This window comes from Leisingera aquaemixtae, from assembly GCF_006740765.1.
In the GTDB taxonomy this organism is placed as follows: domain Bacteria; phylum Pseudomonadota; class Alphaproteobacteria; order Rhodobacterales; family Rhodobacteraceae; genus Leisingera; species Leisingera aquaemixtae.
In genome coordinates this window covers 3160139-3179092 of the sequence record NZ_CP041159.1, presented here as the reverse complement: position 1 = coordinate 3179092, position 18954 = coordinate 3160139, and the positions used below count along the sequence as shown (strand labels likewise).

The 18954-nt window shown below is 63.2% G+C and carries 17 protein-coding genes; 11 read left to right on the top strand and 6 right to left on the bottom strand.

Annotated features, from left to right (window positions below):
• Positions 1 to 16 precede the first annotated feature (16 nt).
• From R2C4_RS17260 to ubiE, 3 genes are all read right to left on the bottom strand, one after another.
• Positions 17 to 2275, bottom strand: coding sequence for a chemotaxis protein CheB (locus R2C4_RS17260; protein WP_286853171.1), 2259 nt, complete (start codon positions 2273 to 2275; stop codon positions 17 to 19).
• A 780-nt stretch (positions 2276 to 3055) separates the two neighbouring features.
• Positions 3056 to 4585 (bottom strand): 2-polyprenylphenol 6-hydroxylase, encoded by a 1530-nt coding sequence (ubiB, locus tag R2C4_RS17255; protein WP_141891561.1) that lies wholly within the window; start codon positions 4583 to 4585, stop codon positions 3056 to 3058.
• Positions 4586 to 4588: 3 nt separating this feature from the next.
• Positions 4589 to 5341: a bifunctional demethylmenaquinone methyltransferase/2-methoxy-6-polyprenyl-1,4-benzoquinol methylase UbiE gene (ubiE, locus tag R2C4_RS17250; RefSeq protein WP_141891560.1), complete on the bottom strand. Its 753-nt coding sequence runs from the start codon at positions 5339 to 5341 to the stop codon at positions 4589 to 4591.
• An 86-nt stretch (positions 5342 to 5427) separates the two neighbouring features.
• On the opposite strand from ubiE, the gene mutM reads away from it, so the two are divergent.
• From mutM to rarD, 5 genes are all read left to right on the top strand, one after another.
• Entirely contained in the window at positions 5428 to 6279 is an 852-nt protein-coding gene (gene mutM, locus R2C4_RS17245; RefSeq protein WP_141891559.1) for a bifunctional DNA-formamidopyrimidine glycosylase/DNA-(apurinic or apyrimidinic site) lyase, read from the top strand.
• Between the two features lie 63 nt (positions 6280 to 6342).
• Positions 6343 to 7119, top strand: a complete 777-nt coding sequence (locus R2C4_RS17240) for an enoyl-CoA hydratase (RefSeq protein ID WP_027245077.1) — start codon at positions 6343 to 6345, stop codon at positions 7117 to 7119.
• Between the two features lie 212 nt (positions 7120 to 7331).
• Positions 7332 to 7595, top strand: coding sequence for a 30S ribosomal protein S20 (gene rpsT / locus R2C4_RS17235; RefSeq protein ID WP_141891558.1), 264 nt, complete (start codon positions 7332 to 7334; stop codon positions 7593 to 7595).
• A gap of 546 nt (positions 7596 to 8141) precedes the next feature.
• A complete protein-coding gene (dnaA, locus tag R2C4_RS17230; protein WP_058287544.1) occupies positions 8142 to 9542 on the top strand; it encodes a chromosomal replication initiator protein DnaA in 1401 nt (466 codons plus the stop codon).
• Positions 9543 to 9711: 169 nt separating this feature from the next.
• Positions 9712 to 10614 carry an EamA family transporter RarD gene (gene rarD, locus R2C4_RS17225; protein WP_141891557.1) on the top strand — a complete coding sequence of 301 codons (903 nt, stop codon included), beginning with the start codon at positions 9712 to 9714 and terminating at the stop codon, positions 10612 to 10614.
• A gap of 8 nt (positions 10615 to 10622) precedes the next feature.
• Here the strand turns inward: rarD and R2C4_RS17220 are convergent, their stop codons facing one another.
• Both R2C4_RS17220 and rbfA read right to left on the bottom strand, forming a co-directional pair.
• Positions 10623 to 11372, bottom strand: a complete 750-nt coding sequence (locus R2C4_RS17220; RefSeq protein WP_208764500.1) for a phosphodiester glycosidase family protein — start codon at positions 11370 to 11372, stop codon at positions 10623 to 10625.
• Positions 11369 to 11764 carry a 30S ribosome-binding factor RbfA gene (rbfA, locus tag R2C4_RS17215; RefSeq protein ID WP_027245073.1) on the bottom strand — a complete coding sequence of 132 codons (396 nt, stop codon included), beginning with the start codon at positions 11762 to 11764 and terminating at the stop codon, positions 11369 to 11371. The genes R2C4_RS17220 and rbfA overlap by 4 nt, the downstream gene beginning before the upstream one ends.
• Before the next feature lie 86 nt (positions 11765 to 11850).
• Between rbfA and dapB the strand changes: the two genes are divergently transcribed.
• The gene (gene dapB, locus R2C4_RS17210) at positions 11851 to 12660 is read left to right on the top strand and encodes a 4-hydroxy-tetrahydrodipicolinate reductase (RefSeq protein ID WP_058287547.1); all 810 of its coding nucleotides are present in this window, start codon (positions 11851 to 11853) and stop codon (positions 12658 to 12660) included.
• A 164-nt stretch (positions 12661 to 12824) separates the two neighbouring features.
• Here dapB and R2C4_RS17205 read toward each other — a convergent pair whose 3' ends face one another.
• Positions 12825 to 13016 carry a DUF1674 domain-containing protein gene (locus R2C4_RS17205; protein WP_008554612.1) on the bottom strand — a complete coding sequence of 64 codons (192 nt, stop codon included), beginning with the start codon at positions 13014 to 13016 and terminating at the stop codon, positions 12825 to 12827.
• A 77-nt stretch (positions 13017 to 13093) separates the two neighbouring features.
• Here R2C4_RS17205 and R2C4_RS17200 point away from each other — a divergent pair, with 77 nt between their 5' ends.
• From R2C4_RS17200 to R2C4_RS17180, 5 genes are all read left to right on the top strand, one after another.
• Positions 13094 to 14356 carry an RsmB/NOP family class I SAM-dependent RNA methyltransferase gene (locus tag R2C4_RS17200; RefSeq protein ID WP_141891556.1) on the top strand — a complete coding sequence of 421 codons (1263 nt, stop codon included), beginning with the start codon at positions 13094 to 13096 and terminating at the stop codon, positions 14354 to 14356.
• A 99-nt stretch (positions 14357 to 14455) separates the two neighbouring features.
• Positions 14456 to 16198 (top strand): heparinase II/III family protein, encoded by a 1743-nt coding sequence (locus R2C4_RS17195; RefSeq protein ID WP_141891555.1) that lies wholly within the window; start codon positions 14456 to 14458, stop codon positions 16196 to 16198.
• Positions 16199 to 16223: 25 nt separating this feature from the next.
• Positions 16224 to 17813, top strand: a complete 1590-nt coding sequence (gene purH / locus R2C4_RS17190; protein ID WP_141891554.1) for a bifunctional phosphoribosylaminoimidazolecarboxamide formyltransferase/IMP cyclohydrolase — start codon at positions 16224 to 16226, stop codon at positions 17811 to 17813.
• Positions 17814 to 17829: 16 nt separating this feature from the next.
• A complete protein-coding gene (lspA, locus tag R2C4_RS17185) occupies positions 17830 to 18312 on the top strand; it encodes a signal peptidase II (protein WP_141891553.1) in 483 nt (160 codons plus the stop codon).
• A 55-nt stretch (positions 18313 to 18367) separates the two neighbouring features.
• On the top strand, positions 18368 to 18889 hold the full coding sequence (locus R2C4_RS17180; RefSeq protein ID WP_141891552.1) for a DUF3035 domain-containing protein: 522 nt from the start codon (positions 18368 to 18370) through the stop codon (positions 18887 to 18889).
• Positions 18890 to 18954: the final 65 nt, after the last annotated feature.

The following is an 18954-nucleotide window of genomic DNA, read 5'->3' as shown; positions in this document are numbered from 1 at the left end:
ACCAGCGGGGGGCAGGTCAAGAGGAGTCCAGCATGGCCTCTAGCTCGGAGGACAGCGCCTGGCGCTCTGCCGAGGTGATCTGCAGCTCCTCGTTGACGGTCAGCAATTCCTCGTTTGTGGACTGCAGCTCCTCGTTGGAGGTTTCCAGCTCCTCATTGGTGGCCTGGAACTCCTCATTGGTGGACTGCAGTTCTTCATTCGCGGATTGCAGTTCTTCGTTGGCGGTCTGCAGTTCCTCGATGGTCTGCTGCAGCGCCTCTTGAGTCGAGCGGATTTCCATCTCCATCCGCTGAACATATTCGCGCTGGTCGCGGTCGGAAATTTCTTCGAAGCTGTATTCCTTCTGCTCGTCGAATTTGGTGTTGATCGCCAGCAGGCAATGCACCTCGCCGCCGTTACGGCTGTGGAACGGAAAGGCCTGCAGCTGGGCGCGGTTGCCGGTGGGCAGGGAGACGTTGTGCCAGCGGCCGTCGCGGCGTTGCTCGTTGCGGAGCGCGACAGCGATCAGGCTGGAGGCCTCAGTGCGCAGCGGTTCGATCAGCATTTTTACGTTGAGCGAGGTCGACATGCCGGCCCGGATTTCGCTGTAGACACTGATGTCGCCCAGCACTTCGATAATATCGCCGTTGCGGGTGCAGATAATGCCGTTGGGGGCAACGGCACGGGCCAGTGACAGGTCTGCCTGCGCAGCCTGTTCAGCTGCCGCCCTTTCGGCAGATTTGCGTAGGTTGAGGGACCGCAGATAGCCATTGCCCTGCGTTCTGGAGGAGACGGACAATTCCCCGGAAATCCCGCGCCGCTTGCCGAAGATTTTGTCGGATCCCTGGCGGGCCTCGAAGTAGATACCCATTTCGCCGACGGTCTCCGAAGTGCCGAGAAACAGCAGGCCGCCCGTCGCCATGGAATAGTGCAGCCTGGTCAGGACCCGCTCCTGCAAGGCAAGGTTGAAGTATATCAGCACGTTGCGGATTGTGACGAGGTTGACGTTGATAAAGGGCGGGTCCTGAAAAACATTGTGCCGAGAAAACAGCGTGACATTGCGCAATTCCTGACGGACCGTGATGTCGCTTTCGCCGACCACGAAATAGTCTGACAGGTAATTGAGCGGAATGTCCTGCGCCGCGGAAACCGGGTAGATTCCTTTTCGCGCTACTTCGATGGCGTTCTGGTCAATGTCGGTGGCAAAGATCTGCACGTTGCTTTTTGTCAGGGCGTGAATGCCGCCAAGGATCTCTGCGATCAGGATTGCAATGGAATAAGCCTCTTCGCCGGTGGCGCAGCCGACCACCCAAACCCGGACCGGCCCAGGCCCGCGTTCTGCCAGCTGCCTTTCCAGCTGCTCGTGGAGCTTGCGGAATTGTTCCGGGTCGCGGAAAAAACGGGTGACGGAAATAAGCAGGTCGCGGTGAAGCGCGTCCACTTCGTCAACGCTGGACCGGCAGTAGTCGACGTATTTCTCGTAGTCGTCGATTCCCAATGCCGACATCCGCCGGGCAATGCGGCGGTTCAGGGTGTTCTCCTTGTAGTTGGCAAAATCGACCTGGGTGCGGGCCAGCAGGATGCCAAACAGCTCGGTCAGCTTGCTGGGTTCACCCGCGACCGGGCGCAGCAGTTCCAGGTCGCGCGGCTTGGCCAGGATTTTCTCGAAGTGCTCGCCAATTTGTTCCGGTGTCAGCGTCAGGTCGATGCAGCCGGTTTCAATCGCTGAGGTTGGCATGCCGTCATATTTCGCCGTGCCGGGATCCTGGGCAAGGGTGATGCCGCCGGCCTCGCGGATCGACTGCACACCGTAGCTGCCATCGCTCCCGGTTCCCGACAGCACGATGCCGATGCAGTTTTCGCCGCATTCTTCGGCGAGGCTTTTGAACAGCCGGTCGGCCGACGGCTTCGGCGTTGCCGGGTGGCCCGCGGGGGTACGCAATCGTAGTTGACCGCCTTCGTACACCACATCGGTGTCGGGCGGTGTGACATAGATCGTACCGGCCTCGGGTTCGGTGACACGGCCCAGTTCCACAACTGGCAGCGAGGTTTCCTGCGCGATTAGCGACGTCAGCACGCTTTTATGGGTCGGCGACATGTGCTGGGCGATCACATAGATCGCATTGGCGGAGCGGGGAAGGTTTCGCACTAGGAGGGAAACCGCTTCCAGACCTCCGGCAGAAGCCGCGATGCCTGCAACCCGAAACCCCTGGCTGCGGGCCTTCTCCCGCGCGTCGGACTTCTCGGGCTGAGATTCTGATTTTCCGGCACTGCTAGCCTGGTTGAGGTCTTCCATCCGTAAATGTTTCTCCAAACGTCTTATAGCTGTTTTCTGCCGCACACGGACCCGCGCGGGGAATTTGAGTGGGTTGGGCTGCACTGCGGAATTCATCAATAAAATTAAGTGACTGGCCGTTATTTGCCGGATTGAAGGCAAGCCCGTTAAAGACTGGCTTTATGACAATCGCGCTACCATGGAAGCCCCTGACAGACCCGAGCGCCATTTTGCAGAACGGGTTATGCGCGCTTGCGGGGGCCCCGGTGCCCTGGCGCCTGCCTCCGGCGAGGACAACGCCGGAATCAAACTCCCGAAGATGTTCCCGCATCAGGCAAGGCATCAAACTTTCACTTTTGAAATGCAGGGCTTTCCGCGGATGCCTCATGACCCGGTTCCGTTGTTGGTGCGGGCAAACCCATAATCTGGCATTTGGCCGCAAGTATCTCCTTCAGGAACGATCTGATCCAGACTTCCCCCGGCAATACCGCGATATCGGAAGAAGCGGCCAGTCCGAGCCTGCGGCCATCATGCTGCCCGTTTGGGCTGTAGTCAACACTCTGGAAATGAATGAAAATCAACCTGTAGTAGAACGCGTTGTTCGGCTGTATTCAGGCTGCGCTGTATGCGAAAAACCGCACATGGGAGCGGGTCGGGCCGAGCGGCCCGCCCGTTGTATCCCGGCAGAATCAGCCGCCCGGGGGAGACGGGGCTGCCCCCGTGGGCCTGCGGCCTATTCCCCCCCAGGGTATTCCCGAACAGAAAGAAGGGCACTGCCGCTGCCGCTGCTGGTGGCGGATCTCAGATCAGCAGGGCGACGGCCGCAAAGAAGGCGGCGCCGCCGGCAGCGCCCAGAGCGGCTGGGGCAATCCAGTTGCCGGTGCTGCGGTTCTGGGCACCGTTCTGCGCCGCCTGGGCAATCAGCGCCTGCTCCACCAGCGCAGGCAGGCGCGGGCCGAAGCGGGCCATCACCTTTGCGGTCTCCAGCAGGTCGGAGGCGACGGCGCGGGGGCCGATGGATTTCTTGATGTAGTCCTCGACCACCGGCCGGGCCGCTTCCCAGATGTTGATATGCGGATCCAGCGAGCGGGCAACGCCCTCGACCACCACCATTGTGCGCTGCAGCAGGATCAGCTCTGTGCGGGTTTCCATGCCGAAGCGTTCGGTGACTTCGAACAGGTAGTTCAGCAGACGGCCCATCGAAATCTGCGAAGCGTCCATGCCGAATATCGGCTCGCCCACCGCGCGCAGGGCACGGGCGAATTCATCCACGTCACGGTTGGCGGGCACATAGCCTGCCTCGAAATGCACCTCGGCCACACGTTTGTAGTCGCGTTTGATGAAGCCGTAGAGGATTTCTGCATAAACCCGGCGGGTGTATTCGTCGATATGGCCCATGATGCCGAAGTCATAGGCGATGATATCACCGTTGGCGGCGACCTTGAGATTGCCTTGATGCATGTCGGCATGGAAATAGCCGTCCCGCAGCGCGTGGCGCAGGAACAGCGACAGCACCCGGTTGGCCAGCAGCCTGCGGTCGTGGCCTGCCGCGTCCAGCGCGTCATTATCGCCCAGCGGGATGCCGTCGGCCCAGCCCATGGTCATCACCCGGCGGGCGGAATAAGCCCAGCGGATTTCCGGCAGCTGAAAGCCCTCGTCCTTGGCGGTGTTGGCAGCAAACTCCGAGGCGGCGGCGCTTTCCAGCCGCAGGTCTAGTTCACCCTGAACCACGCCGTCGAAATGCTCAATCACGTCCATCGGCTTCAGGCGGCGGGCGCTTGGGGCGAACAGGTCCACGATGCGGGCTGCGAAGTAGAAGGCGTCTACATCGCGGTTGAAGGCGCGCTCGATCCCGGGGCGCAGTACCTTGACGGCGACATCCTCGCCGGTTTCGGCCAGCGTCGCCCGGTGCACCTGCGCGATGGAGGCGGCGGCGACCGGATCACTGAAATCGGAGAAGATCTCCGAGGCCGGGCGGCCCAGTTCCTTTTCCACCTCGGCCAGTGCCTGGGCGCGCGAGAACGGCGGCAGCTTGTCCTGCAGCACGCGCAGCTGGTTGGCCAGATCCTTGCCCACCACGTCGGGTCGGGTCGAAAGCACCTGTCCGAACTTGATGTATGCAGGCCCCAACGCGTTCAGCGCCCGGGTTTCCGGCGGCATCGCAGGATCGCCTTTATAGCCCAGCCACTTGAACGGCCAGCCCAGGGTGCGTGCCAGGATGCGCAGGGGTTTGGGCGCTTCAAACGCCTCCAGCACCGAATGCATGGCGCCGGTGCGCTCGAAAGTGGCGCCTGTCCGGATCAGGCGCAGGATATTATGAGGGCCGCGCATGAGTCAGATCTTCCAGCCGGAATGCAGGCAGGCGATGCCCATCGACAGGTTGCGGTATTTCGCGTTCTCAAAGCCCGCCTGTTTCACCATGCCGAGGAAGGTCTCCTGATCCGGGAAGTTGCGGATCGACTCCACCAGATACTGGTAGCTGTCGTAATCGCCTGCAATCATCTGCCCCATCCGCGGGATCACGTTGAAGGAGTAGAGATCATAAAGCTTTTGCAGCCCGTCGTTCGGCAGCTGCGAAAACTCCAGCACCATCAGGCGCCCGCCGGGACGCAGCACCCGGTAGGCCTCGTTCAGCGCCTCCTGCGGCCGCGTCACATTCCGGATTCCAAAGGAGATGGTGTAGACGTCGAAGGTATTGTCCTTGAACGGCAGCTTCATCGCATCGCCTGTGACCCAGTCGAGGCTGCCGGCCATCTGCTCAGCCTCGGCGCGCTTGCGGCCCTCCTCCAGCATCGGGCGGGTGAGGTCGAGCACGGTGGAATGGCCGTGGCCCGCGCGTTTCAGGAAGCGGAACGAAATGTCGCCGGTGCCGCCGGCGACATCCAAGAGCCGCTGGCCCGGGCGCGGCGCCAGCCAGTCCATCATCGCGTCCTTCCAGACCCGGTGGATGCCGACGCTCATCACATCGTTCATGATGTCGTATTTCGAGGCGACCGAGTTGAAGACCCCCTGCACACGGCCGGCCTTTTCCTCCTCGCGGACGGTTTCGAACCCGAAATGGGTGGTGTTGTCGCTGGTGTTGCTCATGCCACTTGCCGTTTGCTGAGTTTGGCCCTTGTTATAAGGCGCTGTGGGGCAGGCACAATGCGGCCCGTTGGTTCAGGAGGGGTGTAATGCCAGAATTGCCCGAGGTCGAGACAGTGAAACGCGGTTTGGCGCCTGCGATGGAGGGCGCGGTCATTGTGAAGGCTGCCGTGAACCGCCCGGATCTGCGCTGGCCGTTTCCGCCAGCGATGGCACAGCGGCTTACGGGCGCGCGGGTCAATGCCCTCAGGCGGCGGTCGAAATACATTCTGGCAGATCTGGATACGGACGAAACTCTGCTGATCCACCTGGGCATGTCGGGGCGGATGACGGTCTCCGGGGATCCGCTGGGGCGGTTCGTGCATGAGCATCCGCAGGCAGAGAAACATGACCATGTGGTGCTGGACATGGACAATGGCGCCCGTATCACCTTCAACGATCCGCGCCGGTTCGGAGCGATGGATCTGCTGGAGACTGCGGCTGCGGATTCTCACAAGCTGCTGTCGGTGCTGGGGCCGGAACCCTTGGGCAATGACTTCCACGAGGATCACCTGATCGCCGCTTTCAAAGGGCGCAACACGCCGGTCAAATCGGCATTACTGGATCAGGGAATCATCGCGGGCCTTGGTAACATCTATGTCTGCGAAGCGCTCTTCCGTGCGGGAATTTCGCCACGCCGCAAGGCCGGGCAGATTGCCGCGCATCGGGTGGCGGCGCTGGTGCCAATCATCCGGCAAGTGCTGGAGGACGCCATTAGAGCAGGTGGTTCTTCGCTCAAGGATTTTCGGCAAGCCTCTGGCGAGCTTGGATATTTTCAGCACAGTTTTGATGCCTACGGGCGCGAGGGCGAACCCTGCCGGCGGGAAGGTTGCGCAGGGTCAATTGCCAGAATCACCCAATCGGGACGCTCCACCTTCTACTGTGTAAAGTGCCAAAGATAGCTTGATCAGAGGGACCCTTTTGGTAAGGACTCGGATCTGAACGGAACAACCGAAAGAGAAATCATGGCCTACGAGACGATCAACGTCGATGTGCAGGACCACGTTTGCCTCATTAAACTGAACCGCCCGGAGGCGATGAACGCGCTCAACAGGGAGCTCATTGGCGAGCTTTGCGATGCTCTGGAAGAGGCCGATGCCAGCGACAAGGTGCGCTGCATCGTGCTGACCGGCTCGGAAAAGGCCTTTGCCGCCGGTGCCGACATCAAGGAGATGTCGGAGATGAGCTTTACCGAGGTGTTTTCCACCAACCTGTTTGCCGATGCCAACGACCGCATTTCGGCCATCCGCAAGCCGATCATCGCGGCGGTGGCGGGGTATGCGCTGGGCGGCGGTTGCGAGCTGGCGATGCTGTGCGATTTCATCATCGCCGCGGAAACCGCCAAATTCGGCCAGCCGGAGATCAACCTGGGTGTTGTGGCAGGCATCGGCGGCACCCAGCGCCTGACCCGGTTCGTAGGCAAGTCCAAGTCGATGGACATGAACCTGACCGGCCGCTTCATGAACGCCGAGGAAGCCGAACGCGCGGGCCTGGTGTCGCGCGTGGTGCCGGCCAAGAAGCTGATCGAGGAAGCGACTGCCGCGGCGCAGAAGATCGCGGAGAAATCTCTGCTGACCGCGATGGCCGTCAAGGAAGCGGTGAACCGCTCTTACGAGCTGCCGCTGAGCGAAGGCCTGTTGTTCGAGCGCCGGGTGTTCCACTCGATGTTCGCGACAGAAGACCAGAAGGAAGGCATGGCGGCCTTCCTGGAAAAGCGCGAAGCGCAGTTCCGCGACAAGTAAGCGCCGGAATACCCCTAAGAGCGGCGGGCTGGATGGCCCGCCGTTTTGCCTTCCGGGCCGGTGCCCTTGCAATTCTGCACAGAGTTGGATAAACGCCGCCCTCATACATGCGCGTGCAGCCCGCTCAGGCTAGAATCACACCGGTGGTCCGACCCGGGTTTGGCTGGCATTGCGTCCGATAGAAACAGAACCCGAAGATAAGGTCAGACATCATGGCAAATTCGCCCCAGGCCAAGAAGCGCGCACGTCAGAACGAGAAGCGCTTTGCCGTCAACAAAGCCCGTCGTTCGCGCATCCGCACCTTCCTGCGTAAAGTTGAAGAAGCCATCGCTTCCGGCGACAAAGAAGCTGCAACCGCCGCTCTGCGCGCAGCTCAGCCCGAACTGATGCGCGGCGTCACCAAAGGTGTGTACCACAAAAACACCGTTTCCCGGAAAATCTCGCGCCTGTCCGCACGCGTGAAGGCACTGGGCTGAGATTCGCTCTGCTGAGCAGGCTCACGAGCTGTTGAAAAGTTGTCAGGGCGCTGCAAATTGCAGCGCCTTGTTTTTTGGGCAAAGCCTTGGCTGATTGCCGCGGATGCGGGAGATTCTTTGCGGGCAAAGGCAGAGTCAACATCATAGTTTCGTTGCTGCTGACCCCCTCAAATTGCTACCACTGTGTCAGCGATTCACTCGCTGGGGGGACAGGCTGCTTGCGGCAATCTTGACGGGCATCAAGGTTGCCAGGTTGCCCGGAACAGACGGCACGCACGTGCCTGACTCTGTCCGGGAGCTACTGCTGTATCGTTAAGGTCAGCAGCCTTGTCTCAATTGTGTGCGATACTGTTCGTGACGGCAGATAGCCCGCTTTATGCGGCGGGGTTTGCCGTTGCCAGACGAACGTTCAGCCTTCGGGCGATGCGGCCAGCAATGGTCCGTACACAGAAACCCTGTGCGTGAACGCCCCCCGGGTGGTTGGGGGTACGATGGATTTGGCCCGGCCAAGGGGCCGCTGCTTTTTGGGGACGCGTGAGGCGCAGCATGACAGAAGAAAAATGGGGACAGCTCAGGAACCGGCTGTTGAAGACGGTTGGCCAGAACAACTTCACCACTTGGATCGAACCTCTGGAATTCGATACCGTCGACGGTGGGGTAGCCGTCTTCAAAGTGCCGACGAATTTCATGGGAAATTACGTCAGCCAGAACTTTGCAGATCTTATCCTGCATGAGCTGACCATGTCCGGCGAGCCGGTGCAGCGGCTGGCGTTCCGGGTTGCGGCAAACAGCCCGGCGCGCCCGGCGGAACCGGCCGTTGCAGCGGGGTCTTTTGGCGGCGCGCAGGATGATCTGGCGGTCATGACCGCACCGGCGGCGGCGGCAGGAAGGGACACGCTGGAGGCGCTGCAGGCCGCGCCGCTGGATCCGCGGTTCACCTTCGACAGCTTTGTGGTCGGCAAGCCGAACGAACTGGCCCATGCCGCTGCGCGCCGCGTCGGCGAGGGCGGCCCGGTCACCTTCAACCCGCTGGTTCTGTATGGCGGCGTGGGTCTGGGCAAAACCCACCTGATGCACGCCATCGCTTGGGAACTGAAAGAAAAGAACCCGCATCTGAACGTGCTGTATCTGTCCGCGGAACAGTTCATGTACCGCTTCGTGCAGGCCCTGCGCGAACGCAAGATGATGGACTTCAAGCACCTTTTCCGCTCGGTCGACGTGCTGATGGTGGATGACGTCCAGTTCATCGCCGGAAAGGACTCCACCCAGGAGGAGTTCTTCCACACCTTCAACGCGCTGGTGGACCAGAACAAGCAGATCATCATCTCTGCCGACCGCGCCCCAGGGGAGATCAAGGATCTGGAAGACCGGGTGAAATCCCGTCTGCAGTGCGGCCTGGTGGTGGACCTGCATCCGACCGACTACGAATTGCGTCTTGGCATCCTGCAGACCAAGGTGCAGCAGCAGCGCGAGACCTATCCGGACCTGCGCATCGCCGATGGTGTGCTGGAGTTCCTCGCACACCGGATTTCGACCAACGTGCGCGTGCTCGAAGGCGCCCTGACCCGGCTGTTCGCCTTCGCGTCCCTGGTCGGCCGCGAGATCGACATGGATCTGACCCAGGACTGCCTGGCAGACGTGCTGCGCGCGTCCGAGCGCAAGATCACCGTCGAGGAGATCCAGCGCAAGGTCTCCGAGTATTACAACATCCGGATGTCAGACATCATCGGCCCCAAGCGCCTGCGTTCCTACGCGCGCCCGCGCCAGGTGGCGATGTATCTCTGCAAGCAGCTGACCAGCCGCTCTCTGCCCGAGATCGGCCGCCGCTTTGGCGGGCGCGACCACACCACCGTGATGCACGGCGTCAAGCGCATTGAGGAGCTGAAGCTGACCGACGGCCAGATCGCCGAAGACGTGGAGATGCTGCGCCGGTCGCTGGAAGCCTGACGCGCACCCGCACCCCAAATGATTGACTTGCGGCTCCGGTTTCCGGAGCCGTTTTTTCTTGCGCCGCAGGGAGGCAGCCCATAACGGGGCTGAATACCCGGTATCACGGAAAACAAAGTTTCCTCCGGCTGAAAATCAGCGATAAGTGCGCCCTGAACAGGAGCGCCGCATGACAACTCAATTCACCGAGACCCTGGATACGCCCCGTGGGCTGGCCTTTGCCGTCACCGCCTATCTGCTGTGGGGGTTCCTGCCGCTGTACATGAAGGCGCTGTCCCATATTCCCGCGGCAGAGGTTGTCGCGCACCGGGTCATCTGGTCGGTGCCGGTGGCGGGCGCGCTGCTGATCGTCCTGCGCCGCACCAAGGACCTGCAGGCCGCACTCAAGAATCCCCGGATGCTGGGCATGGCCTGCATCACCGCAGCGCTGATTTCGTTGAACTGGGGGATTTATGTCTGGTCGATTGCGGGCGGCCGGGCACTGGATGCCGCGCTTGGCTATTACATAAACCCGCTGTTCAGCATTGCGCTTGGCGCCATCCTGCTGCGCGAGCCGCTCGGCAAGGCGCAGATGGCGGCCGTTGCGCTCGCTGCCGCGGCGGTGGTGGTGCTGACACTGGAAGCGGGCCGGGTGCCTTGGGTAGCGGTCGGCCTGACGCTGACTTGGGGCTTTTACGCGTTCTTCAAGAAGTCGCTGCCGATCGGACCCAACCAGGGGTTCCTGCTGGAGGTGCTGATTCTGCTGGCGCCTGCCTTGGGCTATTTCGCCTATCTGACCGCCACCGGCAGCAGCAGCTTTGGCGGCTCGCTGAGCGATACTTCACTGCTGCTTGGCTGCGGTGTGGTCACGGCGGTGCCGCTGATCGTCTATGCAAACGGTGCCAAGCTGGTGCGGCTGTCGACGATGGGTATCCTGCAGTATATCGCACCGACGATGATCATGCTGGCCGCGGTGCTGCTGTTCGGCGAGGAATTCGGCCAAGCCAGGATGATCGCCTTCCCGATGATCTGGGCGGCGCTGGTGATTTACACTGTGCCGATGGTGCGGCAGATGCGCAAACGCGCTGGCTGAGCGGGCGGCTACTCGCTCGGTCCGGCGTCCTCGACCACGGCGGCAACCGGCCCCATCATAAAGCCCGCGTCGCTTCGGCCCAGCTGCGGTGCGTGCAAGCGCGAGATGTTGCCGTCGAAGTAGAGCGCATTCGGCAACTTCAGATATTCGCGGAACAGGCTGCCGAACTCATGGAAGGTCACCGCATTGCGCGAGATTGCAAAGACCGCGCGCTTGCCATCCGCCGAAGTGCCAACACCGTTGCGGATGTAATAGCTGTCCGAATCGGGCAGGAAGCGCGGGTGCAGGTCGCCATCGATCACCAGCATTGGTCCGGACTGGGTGGCATAGGTGCAGCCGGGGGCGGCTTTCTCGAACGCAAGGGTTTCAAACACATCCGCCCGGCTGCCCCGGATGCACAGCACGCCATTCGGCAGCAGGCCGAAGTTGCCGGGACCGGCGTTGGTCACCAGCCGCATCTCTTCGCCGTCCTCATCGACGTACAGCCCGACGGGGGAGCGGTCTGTGTGATACATGCCGGCATTGGTCGCAAAGGCCAACGTCTTGCCGTCCTTTGCCAGCGCTTCCTCCAGGGTGGAGAAATGCCCGTAGACCTGGCCCTCGCCATCCTTCAGGAACAGCCTCAGCTGTTCCTGCGCGGCGTCAACTTCGCAGATCGAGTACCGGTTGCCCTCATAGGCCACATCGCTGCAGTCAACCGCACCAGCCGCCGGGGCGGTCCAGAGCGCGGCCAGCAGCAAGGCAGCCCTGCGGATCACTCTTCCACGTCGCGGCGCACCGCGTCCTGGCTCAGCATCCGGCGGGTATCATCCATCTGGTCGAAGGTTTCATCCAGACGGAAGCGCAGATCAGGTGTGAATTTCAGCCCCAGCTTCTTGCCGACCATGCGGCGCAGCTCGCTCTTGTTGCGGGCCAGAAGCTTCAGCACATCCTCCTGCCCCTTGCCGCCCAGGGGCAGCACAAAGGCGGTGGCGATTTTCAAATCGGGGGAGGTGCGCACCTCGCCCACGGTGATCGACATGCGGTTCAGGTCCGGGTCATGCACGTCGCCGCGCGCCAGCACCTCAGACAGGGTGCGGCGGATCAGTTCGCCGACGCGAAGCTGGCGCTGGGACGGGCCGGGGCCATCGTGGAATTTGTTCTTTGCCATGATTCCGATCTATGCCGGATTGCGGGCTTTGCCAAGCGCTGCCCGGCACTGTAGGACAAATCCGGCATGAACAAGGGAATTGGCCAATGACTCACAAACCTGGGATCGTGATTACCGGCGCATCGGGCCGCATGGGGCAGATGCTGATCAGGACCGTGCTGGAGAGCGATAAGGCCACGCTTGTTGCAGCCGTTGAACGCGAAGGCCACGCCTGGGTCGGCCGCGACGTGGGCGAAATGATGGGCGGCGCGCCAGCCGGTGTTACGGTGACTGCAGACGCGCTGGAGGCGTTTTCCAAGGCGCAGGCGGTGATCGACTTCACCGCGCCGGAGGCGACGCTGGCCTTTTCCAAGCTGGCGGCGCAGGCCCGCGCGGTGCATGTGATCGGCACCACCGGGATGACGGATGAGCAGATTGCCCAGCTGGAACCGGCGTCGCGCCACGCGGTGATCATCCGCGCGGGTAACATGAGCCTAGGGGTGAACCTGCTGGTGCAGCTGACCAAAAAAGTTGCCGCCGCGCTGGACGAGGATTTCGACATTGAGGTGATCGAGGCGCATCACCACCACAAGGTGGATGCGCCCTCCGGCACCGCGCTGATGCTGGGGGAAGCTGCCGCTGAGGGCCGCGGCGTCAAGCTGGCGGATGTGCGTGATTCCGGCCGCGACGGTATCACCGGCGCCCGCAAGCGCGGCGACATCGGTTTCACCGCCATCCGCGGCGGCGACATCGTGGGCGAGCATGACGTGCTGTTTGCAGCGGCGGGTGAGCGGATCGTGCTGCGCCACCTGGCGACCGACCGCGCGATCTTTGCCCGCGGCGCGCTGAAGGCTGCGCTGTGGGGCCAGGACAAGGGGCCGGGGCAGTACGATATGGTGGACGTGCTGGGACTATGAAGTCTGACAGGCGGCCCTGACGGGCCGCCGCCTCCCCTCCCGGTGGCAGAGCTGCCTGGCGGGCAGCGGGGTATGAGTATTTGAAGAAAGATGAAAGAACGGCAATTCATTTCATCTTTCCGGAAATACTCCGGGGGTGCGGGGGCTGGCCCCCGCGGCGCACCTTAAAAGTCGATGGCGATGCCCTTTTTCTCCCAATCGCCATAGCGCGCCGGGTCGGGGCCGTCGCGGCCGCCCAGCTCCTTGGGGCGCGGCTCCTGCGCTTCAGCAGCCTTGCGGCGTTCCTCTGCCTCGGCCAGGGCGCGCACGGCAGCAGGCGGCAGGTCTTTTTTCTCGGGTGCGGTCTCTTCGCTCATCGCGGGTTCCTTTATGCTGCGCCCATGATATACGCCCCTGTCCCGCGCGGACAAGCCGTGCCCCAAGGAGTTGCCAGATGTCCGATGCCGATCATGCCCGCCGCACTGCGGTCTACCTGCTGGATCAGGTGCTGGGAGAGGGGCGGCTCCTTGCGGAGTGCTATGCTGCCGGGGCGCTGGAGAAGCTGGCACCGGAAGACCGCGCGCGGGCGCAGCGGCTGGCCGTGGAAACCCTGCGCAGCCTGGAGCGTGCCGACCGGATCCTGAAGAAGCACCTGAAGAAGGCACCGCCGCTGATGGTCATGAACGCGCTGCGGCTGGGCACGGTGGAGCTGTGCTCGGGCGGCGCTGCGCATGGGGTGGTCAATGCGATGGTGGCGATTGTCTCAAAACACCGCCACCACGGGCAGTTGAAGGGGCTGGTCAACGCGGTGCTGCGCAAGGTGGCGGAGGAGGGGCCGGCGGAATGGGCCAAACTGCGTATTCCGCGCCTGCCGAACTGGCTGCGCAAACCGCTGGTCCAGGCCTGGGGCGCCGAGGCGGTTCTGGGCATGGAGGCCGCGCATTATGCCGGCGCGCCGCTGGATATCACCGGCAAGCCGGGCGTGGACTTGCAGGCGCTCGGCGGGGTGCCGCTGCCCACCGGTTCGCTGCGGATCTCCGGCGCGGGGCAGGTGTCGGCGCTGCCGGGCTACCAGGCTGGCGACTGGTGGGTGCAGGATGCCGCTGCCGCGCTGCCCGCGCTCATCCTGAATGCGCAGCCGGGGGAGCAGGCCCTGGATCTGTGTGCGGCACCTGGCGGCAAGACCATGCAGATGGCCGCTGCCGGGGCCAGCGTGACGGCAGTGGATGTCTCGGAGAGCCGCGTGGCGCGGTTGAGGGAGAACCTGGAGCGCACCGGGCTGGTGGCCGGCTTGGTGGTCGGCGACGCGCTGGAGCAGAACGGCCAGTATGACGCGGTTTTGCTGGACGCACCCTGTTCCGCCACTGGCACCATCCGGCGCCACCCTGACTTGCCGCAGGCCAAGGACGGCAGCGAGTTCGGTGCGCTGATTGAGCTGCAGGCGCAGATGCTGGCGCACGCCTGGACCTTGGTGAAACCCGGCGGGCGGCTGATGTACTGCACCTGCTCCTTGCTGCCGGACGAGGGCGAATGTCAGGTTGAGGAAGCGCTGGACATGTTCCCGGACATGGCGGCAGACCGCGATGCGCTGAAAGTGCCCGGCGTGGAGGCAGACTGGATCACCGAAGAGGGCGGCCTGCGCCTGCGCCCGGATTACTGGCCAGAGCGCGGCGGCATGGACGGCTTCTACATGGCCCTTTTGCGCAAAACCGCTTGACCGCTGGGCGTGCGGGGCATTCGCCGGTGACTTGAGCTGCACCCCGCGCTATGCTCCCGCCAAAACGCCCTGGCAAACCCGGCGTGAGGCAAAAAGAGCATGTCCACTTACGACAGAATGGCAGGCCGCGGCACCCGGCTGCTGAACCGGTATTACGCCTGGCGGGCCCGCAGCCAGCCTGCCGCGACCGGCTTTGTCTCGCAGCCTGAACCGCGCACCATCGGCAGTTTCGCCCGCGGACGGCAACTGGTGGCAGGCAACCTTCTGTTTGCCGGCTATCTGGTCGAATCGCCTGATACCGGCCTGTGGGAGGTTGCTGCGCCGGACGCTGCTTTTGATGCGGAGCGGCACGGGTTTGCTTGGCTCGACGATCTGGCTGCAGTTGGTGATTTCAAGGCACGTGCCAAGGCGCAGAAATGGGTCTGGGGCTGGATCGCGCAGCACGGGCGGGGCGGCGGCCTGGCCTGGCTGCCCGATCTGACCGGGCGGCGGGTGATCCGCTGGATCAACCACGCGCTGTTCCTGCTGAGTGGCAAGGACAAGGACCAAACCGAGGCCTTCTATGGCTCCTTGGCGAGGCAGACCTGGTATCTTGCGCATCGCTGGCGAGGCGCAGCGCCGGGCCTGCCGCGGTTTGAGGCCCTGTGCGGCCTGATCTATGCGGGCCTTTCCTTGCAGGGGCGCGAGGAGCTGGCAGACCCGGCTGTCAGGGCGCTGGCGGCTGAATGTGAGACTCAAATCGACGGGCAGGGCGGATTGCCGACCCGCAATCCGGAAGAGCTTCTGGAGGTGTTTACCCTTCTGACTTGGGCCGCCGCGGCCCTGCATGAGGCCGGCCGCATGGTGCCGCATGCTCATGTCGCCGCCATCGAACGGATCGCTCCCACCCTGCGCACGCTGCGTCATAGCGACGGCGGGCTGGCGCGGTTTCACGGCGGCGGCCGCGGGCTGGAGGGGCGGCTGGATCATGCGCTGGCTGCCAGCCATGTGGCGGAACGCCATTCCAATGGTCTGGCGATGGGCTTTGCCCGGTTGTCGGCGCGGCGCACTTCGGTGATCGTGGATGCCTCCGCCCCGCCCAAGGGCAAGGCATCCTATAACGGTCACGCATCGACCCTGGCATTCGAGCTGACCTCGGGGCGGCGGCCGCTGATCGTGAATTGCGGCTCTGGTGAAACCTTTGGCGTTGAGTGGCGCCGGGCCGGGCGGGCCACGCCCTCGCATACGACACTTTGCATTGAGGGCCATTCCAGTGCCCGGCTGGCGCCGCCGCACAAGACCACGGGCCATGAGGAACTGATCGAAGCGCCTGACGACGTACCGCTGGAGTTGAGCGATTTGGCGGAAGGACTGCGGTTTCAGGGCGGGCACAACGGCTATGCGGCGCATTTCGGCCTGACCCATGCCCGCACGCTGGAATTGTCCTTTGACGGGCGCGGCCTCAGCGGCGAGGACATGCTGGTGGCCTTGGACGATTCCGCCAAGCGCCAGTTCGCCAAGGTGCGGGATGCCAGTCCGGATGGCGCCATCGGCTTTGATATCCGCCTGCACCTGCACCCGGAGGTCGACGCAGCCCTTGACTTGGGCGGCACGGCAGTATCCATGGCGCTCAAGAGCGGGGAAATCTGGGTGTTCCGTCATGACGGCAGCTGCCAGTTGCGGCTGGAACCAAGCGTTTTCCTGGAAAAGACCCGCTTGAAGCCGCGTGCGGCAAAGCAGATCGTTTTATCCGGGCGGGCGATGGGATATGCCACCCGCGTCCGGTGGACGCTCAGCAAGGCGCAGGAGACTGCCGTTGCCGTGCGAGACCTGAACCGGGACGAGCCCGAGACGTTTGACTGAGCCTTTGAAAAGGACCTGCCCTGCCATGACCGACCTTCACCCCGTACGCCGTGCGCTGCTTTCCGTATCCGACAAGACCGGCCTGATCGAGCTGGGCAGGGCGCTGGATGCGCGCGGTGTTGAACTGCTGTCTACCGGCGGCTCCGCCAAGGCGCTGCGCGACGCGGGGCTGACTGTGAAAGACGTCTCCGAAGTGACCGGGTTTCCGGAAATGATGGACGGCCGCGTGAAGACCCTGCACCCGATGGTGCACGGCGGCCTGCTGGCCCTTCGGGACAATGACACCCACGTCGCCGCAATGCAGGAACATGGCATCGGCGCCATCGACCTTCTGGTTGTGAACCTTTACCCGTTCGAGGCGGCGCTGGCGCGTGGCGCAGATTACGATGAGATGATCGAAAACATCGACATCGGCGGCCCGGCGATGATCCGTGCGGCCTCCAAAAACCACTTGTTCGTCAACGTGGTGACCGATGTCCAGGATTATGAGGCACTCTTGGCGGAGCTCGACAACAACGGCGGCCAGACGTCCTATGCCTTCCGTCAGCGGCTGGCCCAGACCGCCTATGCCCGCACTGCGGCGTATGATGCGGCTGTGTCGAACTGGATGGCATCCGCGCTGGAGGAAAAGACCCCGCGCCGCCGCGCCTTTGCCGGTGAGCTGAAGCAAACCCTGCGCTATGGCGAGAACAGCCACCAGGAGGCGGCTTTCTATACCGATGGCACCAACCGTCCGGGCGTTGCGACCGCGGTTCAGCTGCAGGGCAAGGAACTGAGCTACAACAACATCAACGACACCGATGCGGCGTATGAACTGGTGGCGGAATTCGATCCGGCTGAAGGCCCGGCCGTCGCCATCATCAAACACGCCAACCCCTGCGGCGTCGCCAAGGGCGCGACCCTGGCCGAGGCCTATCAGAAGGCATTCGACTGCGACCGCACCTCGGCGTTTGGCGGCATCGTGGCGCTGAACCAGCCGCTGGACGCGGAGACCGCCGCCAAGATCACCGAGATCTTTACCGAGGTGGTGATCGCGCCGGGGGCGTCTGACGAAGCCAAGGAAATCTTTGCCGCCAAGAAGAACCTGCGCCTGCTGCTGACCGAGGGCCTGCCGGATCCGCGCAAGCCCATCGTGGCCTATAAGCAAGTGGCCGGCGGTATGCTGGTGCAGGACAAGGACGTCGGCTATGTCGGCATGGAGGACCTGAAAGTGGTGACCGATAAGGCGCCGTCCGATGCTCAGATGCAGGACCTGCTGTTTGCCTGGAAAGTTGCCAAGCACGTCAAATCCAACGCCATTGTCTATGTGAAGGACAACGCAACCGTCGGTGTGGGCGCGGGCCAGATGAGCCGTCTGGACAGTGCCAATGTGGCGGCGTCCAAGGCAGGCCGCATGGCCGCTGAACTGGGCCTGGAGGAAAGCCTGGCCAAGGGCTGTGCCGTGGCTTCGGATGCGTTTTTCCCCTTCCCGGACGGCCTGCTGGAAGCGGCAGCCGCGGGCGGTGCCTGCGTGATCCAGCCGGGCGGCTCGATGCGCGATGACGAGGTGATCAAGGCAGCCGACGAGAAAGGCCTCGCCATGGTCTTTACCGGCATGCGCCACTTCCGCCACTAAACCGGGCAGTTAAGACATGGCAGCACGTTGGATGATCTGGGGCGCGGCCCTTTCGTTCCTGGCGGATCAAGCCAGCAAATACCTGGTGATTCACTGGATGGGGCTGGACCAGCGCCACCGGATCGACGTGCTGCCGCCATTCCTCAACTTCCGCTACGGCGAGAACACCGGCATCAATTTCGGCCTGTTCGGCGGCGGGGATGAGGCCGCGCGCTGGATTCTGATCGCCCTGTCGGCGGTGATCTGCGTGGTCCTGGCGGTGTGGGTCTGCCGCGGTCAGGACAAGTCTTGGGGCATGCAGCTGTCGGCCGGGCTGGTGATCGGCGGCGCGCTGGGAAATGTCGCCGACCGGCTGCTTTACGGCTATGTGCTGGATTTTCTGAACACGTCCTGCTGCGGCATCCAGAATCCTTTTGTGTTCAATGTCGCCGATATCTTTATCTTCGCGGGTGCTGCAGGGCTGATTTTCTTTGACGGGCGCCGCAAAAAGCCTGCGTAGACCTTGGCAGGCAAATACGTTAAAAGCGCCAGGAAACAGGCAGGAGTTTGGGGCAATGAAGATCCAGTTCGCAGTGATCATTCTGGCTGGCGCGCTGGCAGTGTCCGGCTGCGCGCAGAAGGGGCTGCGCGTCCTTCAGAAACCGGGCACCGGCCCGGATGAGTTTCTGATCCTGCCCACCAAGCCGCTGAGCGCGCCGGAAAGCTACAGCAGCTTGCCTGCGCCGACCCCCGGGGGCAGCAATCTGACGGATGTCAATCCGCAGGCCGAAGCGGTGGCTGCCCTGGGCGGCAAGCCTGGCGCTCTCGTTCCGGTCAGCGGGGTGCCGTCCGGAGACGCGGCGCTGGTCACGGCTTCCAGCCGCTATGGTGTGCAAGCCGGAGTGCGCGAGACCCTGGCACAGGAAGACGCGAAGTTCCGTCACCGCAACCGCCATCTTGGCCGGATCAAGATCGTGCCGGTGGACCGCTATGAGCAGCTGTACCGCAAGCAAAGCATCGACCCGTTTGCCGTCAGCGACCAGTTCCGCAGGGCAGGGGCCGCGACGCCGTCTTCTCCGCCCGAAGACGGGTCCTGAGCGCTCACTTTTCTGCCAGCCGGTCTTGCAAGACGCCAGCAGCCGCGTAGGTTGACAGCAGCCTT

Excerpts from the sequence above, each read along its gene's own strand:
- R2C4_RS17260 (WP_286853171.1), bottom strand. The coding sequence starts at position 2,275 with ATGGAAGACCTCAACCAGGCTAGCAGTGCCGGAAAATCAGAATCTCAG.
- ubiB (WP_141891561.1), bottom strand. The coding sequence starts at position 4,585 with ATGCGCGGCCCTCATAATATCCTGCGCCTGATCCGGACAGGCGCCACT.
- ubiE (WP_141891560.1), bottom strand. The coding sequence starts at position 5,341 with ATGAGCAACACCAGCGACAACACCACCCATTTCGGGTTCGAAACCGTC.
- mutM (WP_141891559.1), top strand. The coding sequence starts at position 5,428 with ATGCCAGAATTGCCCGAGGTCGAGACAGTGAAACGCGGTTTGGCGCCT.
- R2C4_RS17240 (WP_027245077.1), top strand. The coding sequence starts at position 6,343 with ATGGCCTACGAGACGATCAACGTCGATGTGCAGGACCACGTTTGCCTC.
- rpsT (WP_141891558.1), top strand. The coding sequence starts at position 7,332 with ATGGCAAATTCGCCCCAGGCCAAGAAGCGCGCACGTCAGAACGAGAAG.
- dnaA (WP_058287544.1), top strand. The coding sequence starts at position 8,142 with ATGACAGAAGAAAAATGGGGACAGCTCAGGAACCGGCTGTTGAAGACG.
- rarD (WP_141891557.1), top strand. The coding sequence starts at position 9,712 with ATGACAACTCAATTCACCGAGACCCTGGATACGCCCCGTGGGCTGGCC.
- rbfA (WP_027245073.1), bottom strand. The coding sequence starts at position 11,764 with ATGGCAAAGAACAAATTCCACGATGGCCCCGGCCCGTCCCAGCGCCAG.
- dapB (WP_058287547.1), top strand. The coding sequence starts at position 11,851 with ATGACTCACAAACCTGGGATCGTGATTACCGGCGCATCGGGCCGCATG.
- R2C4_RS17205 (WP_008554612.1), bottom strand. The coding sequence starts at position 13,016 with ATGAGCGAAGAGACCGCACCCGAGAAAAAAGACCTGCCGCCTGCTGCC.
- R2C4_RS17200 (WP_141891556.1), top strand. The coding sequence starts at position 13,094 with ATGTCCGATGCCGATCATGCCCGCCGCACTGCGGTCTACCTGCTGGAT.
- R2C4_RS17195 (WP_141891555.1), top strand. The coding sequence starts at position 14,456 with ATGTCCACTTACGACAGAATGGCAGGCCGCGGCACCCGGCTGCTGAAC.
- purH (WP_141891554.1), top strand. The coding sequence starts at position 16,224 with ATGACCGACCTTCACCCCGTACGCCGTGCGCTGCTTTCCGTATCCGAC.
- lspA (WP_141891553.1), top strand. The coding sequence starts at position 17,830 with ATGGCAGCACGTTGGATGATCTGGGGCGCGGCCCTTTCGTTCCTGGCG.
- R2C4_RS17180 (WP_141891552.1), top strand. The coding sequence starts at position 18,368 with ATGAAGATCCAGTTCGCAGTGATCATTCTGGCTGGCGCGCTGGCAGTG.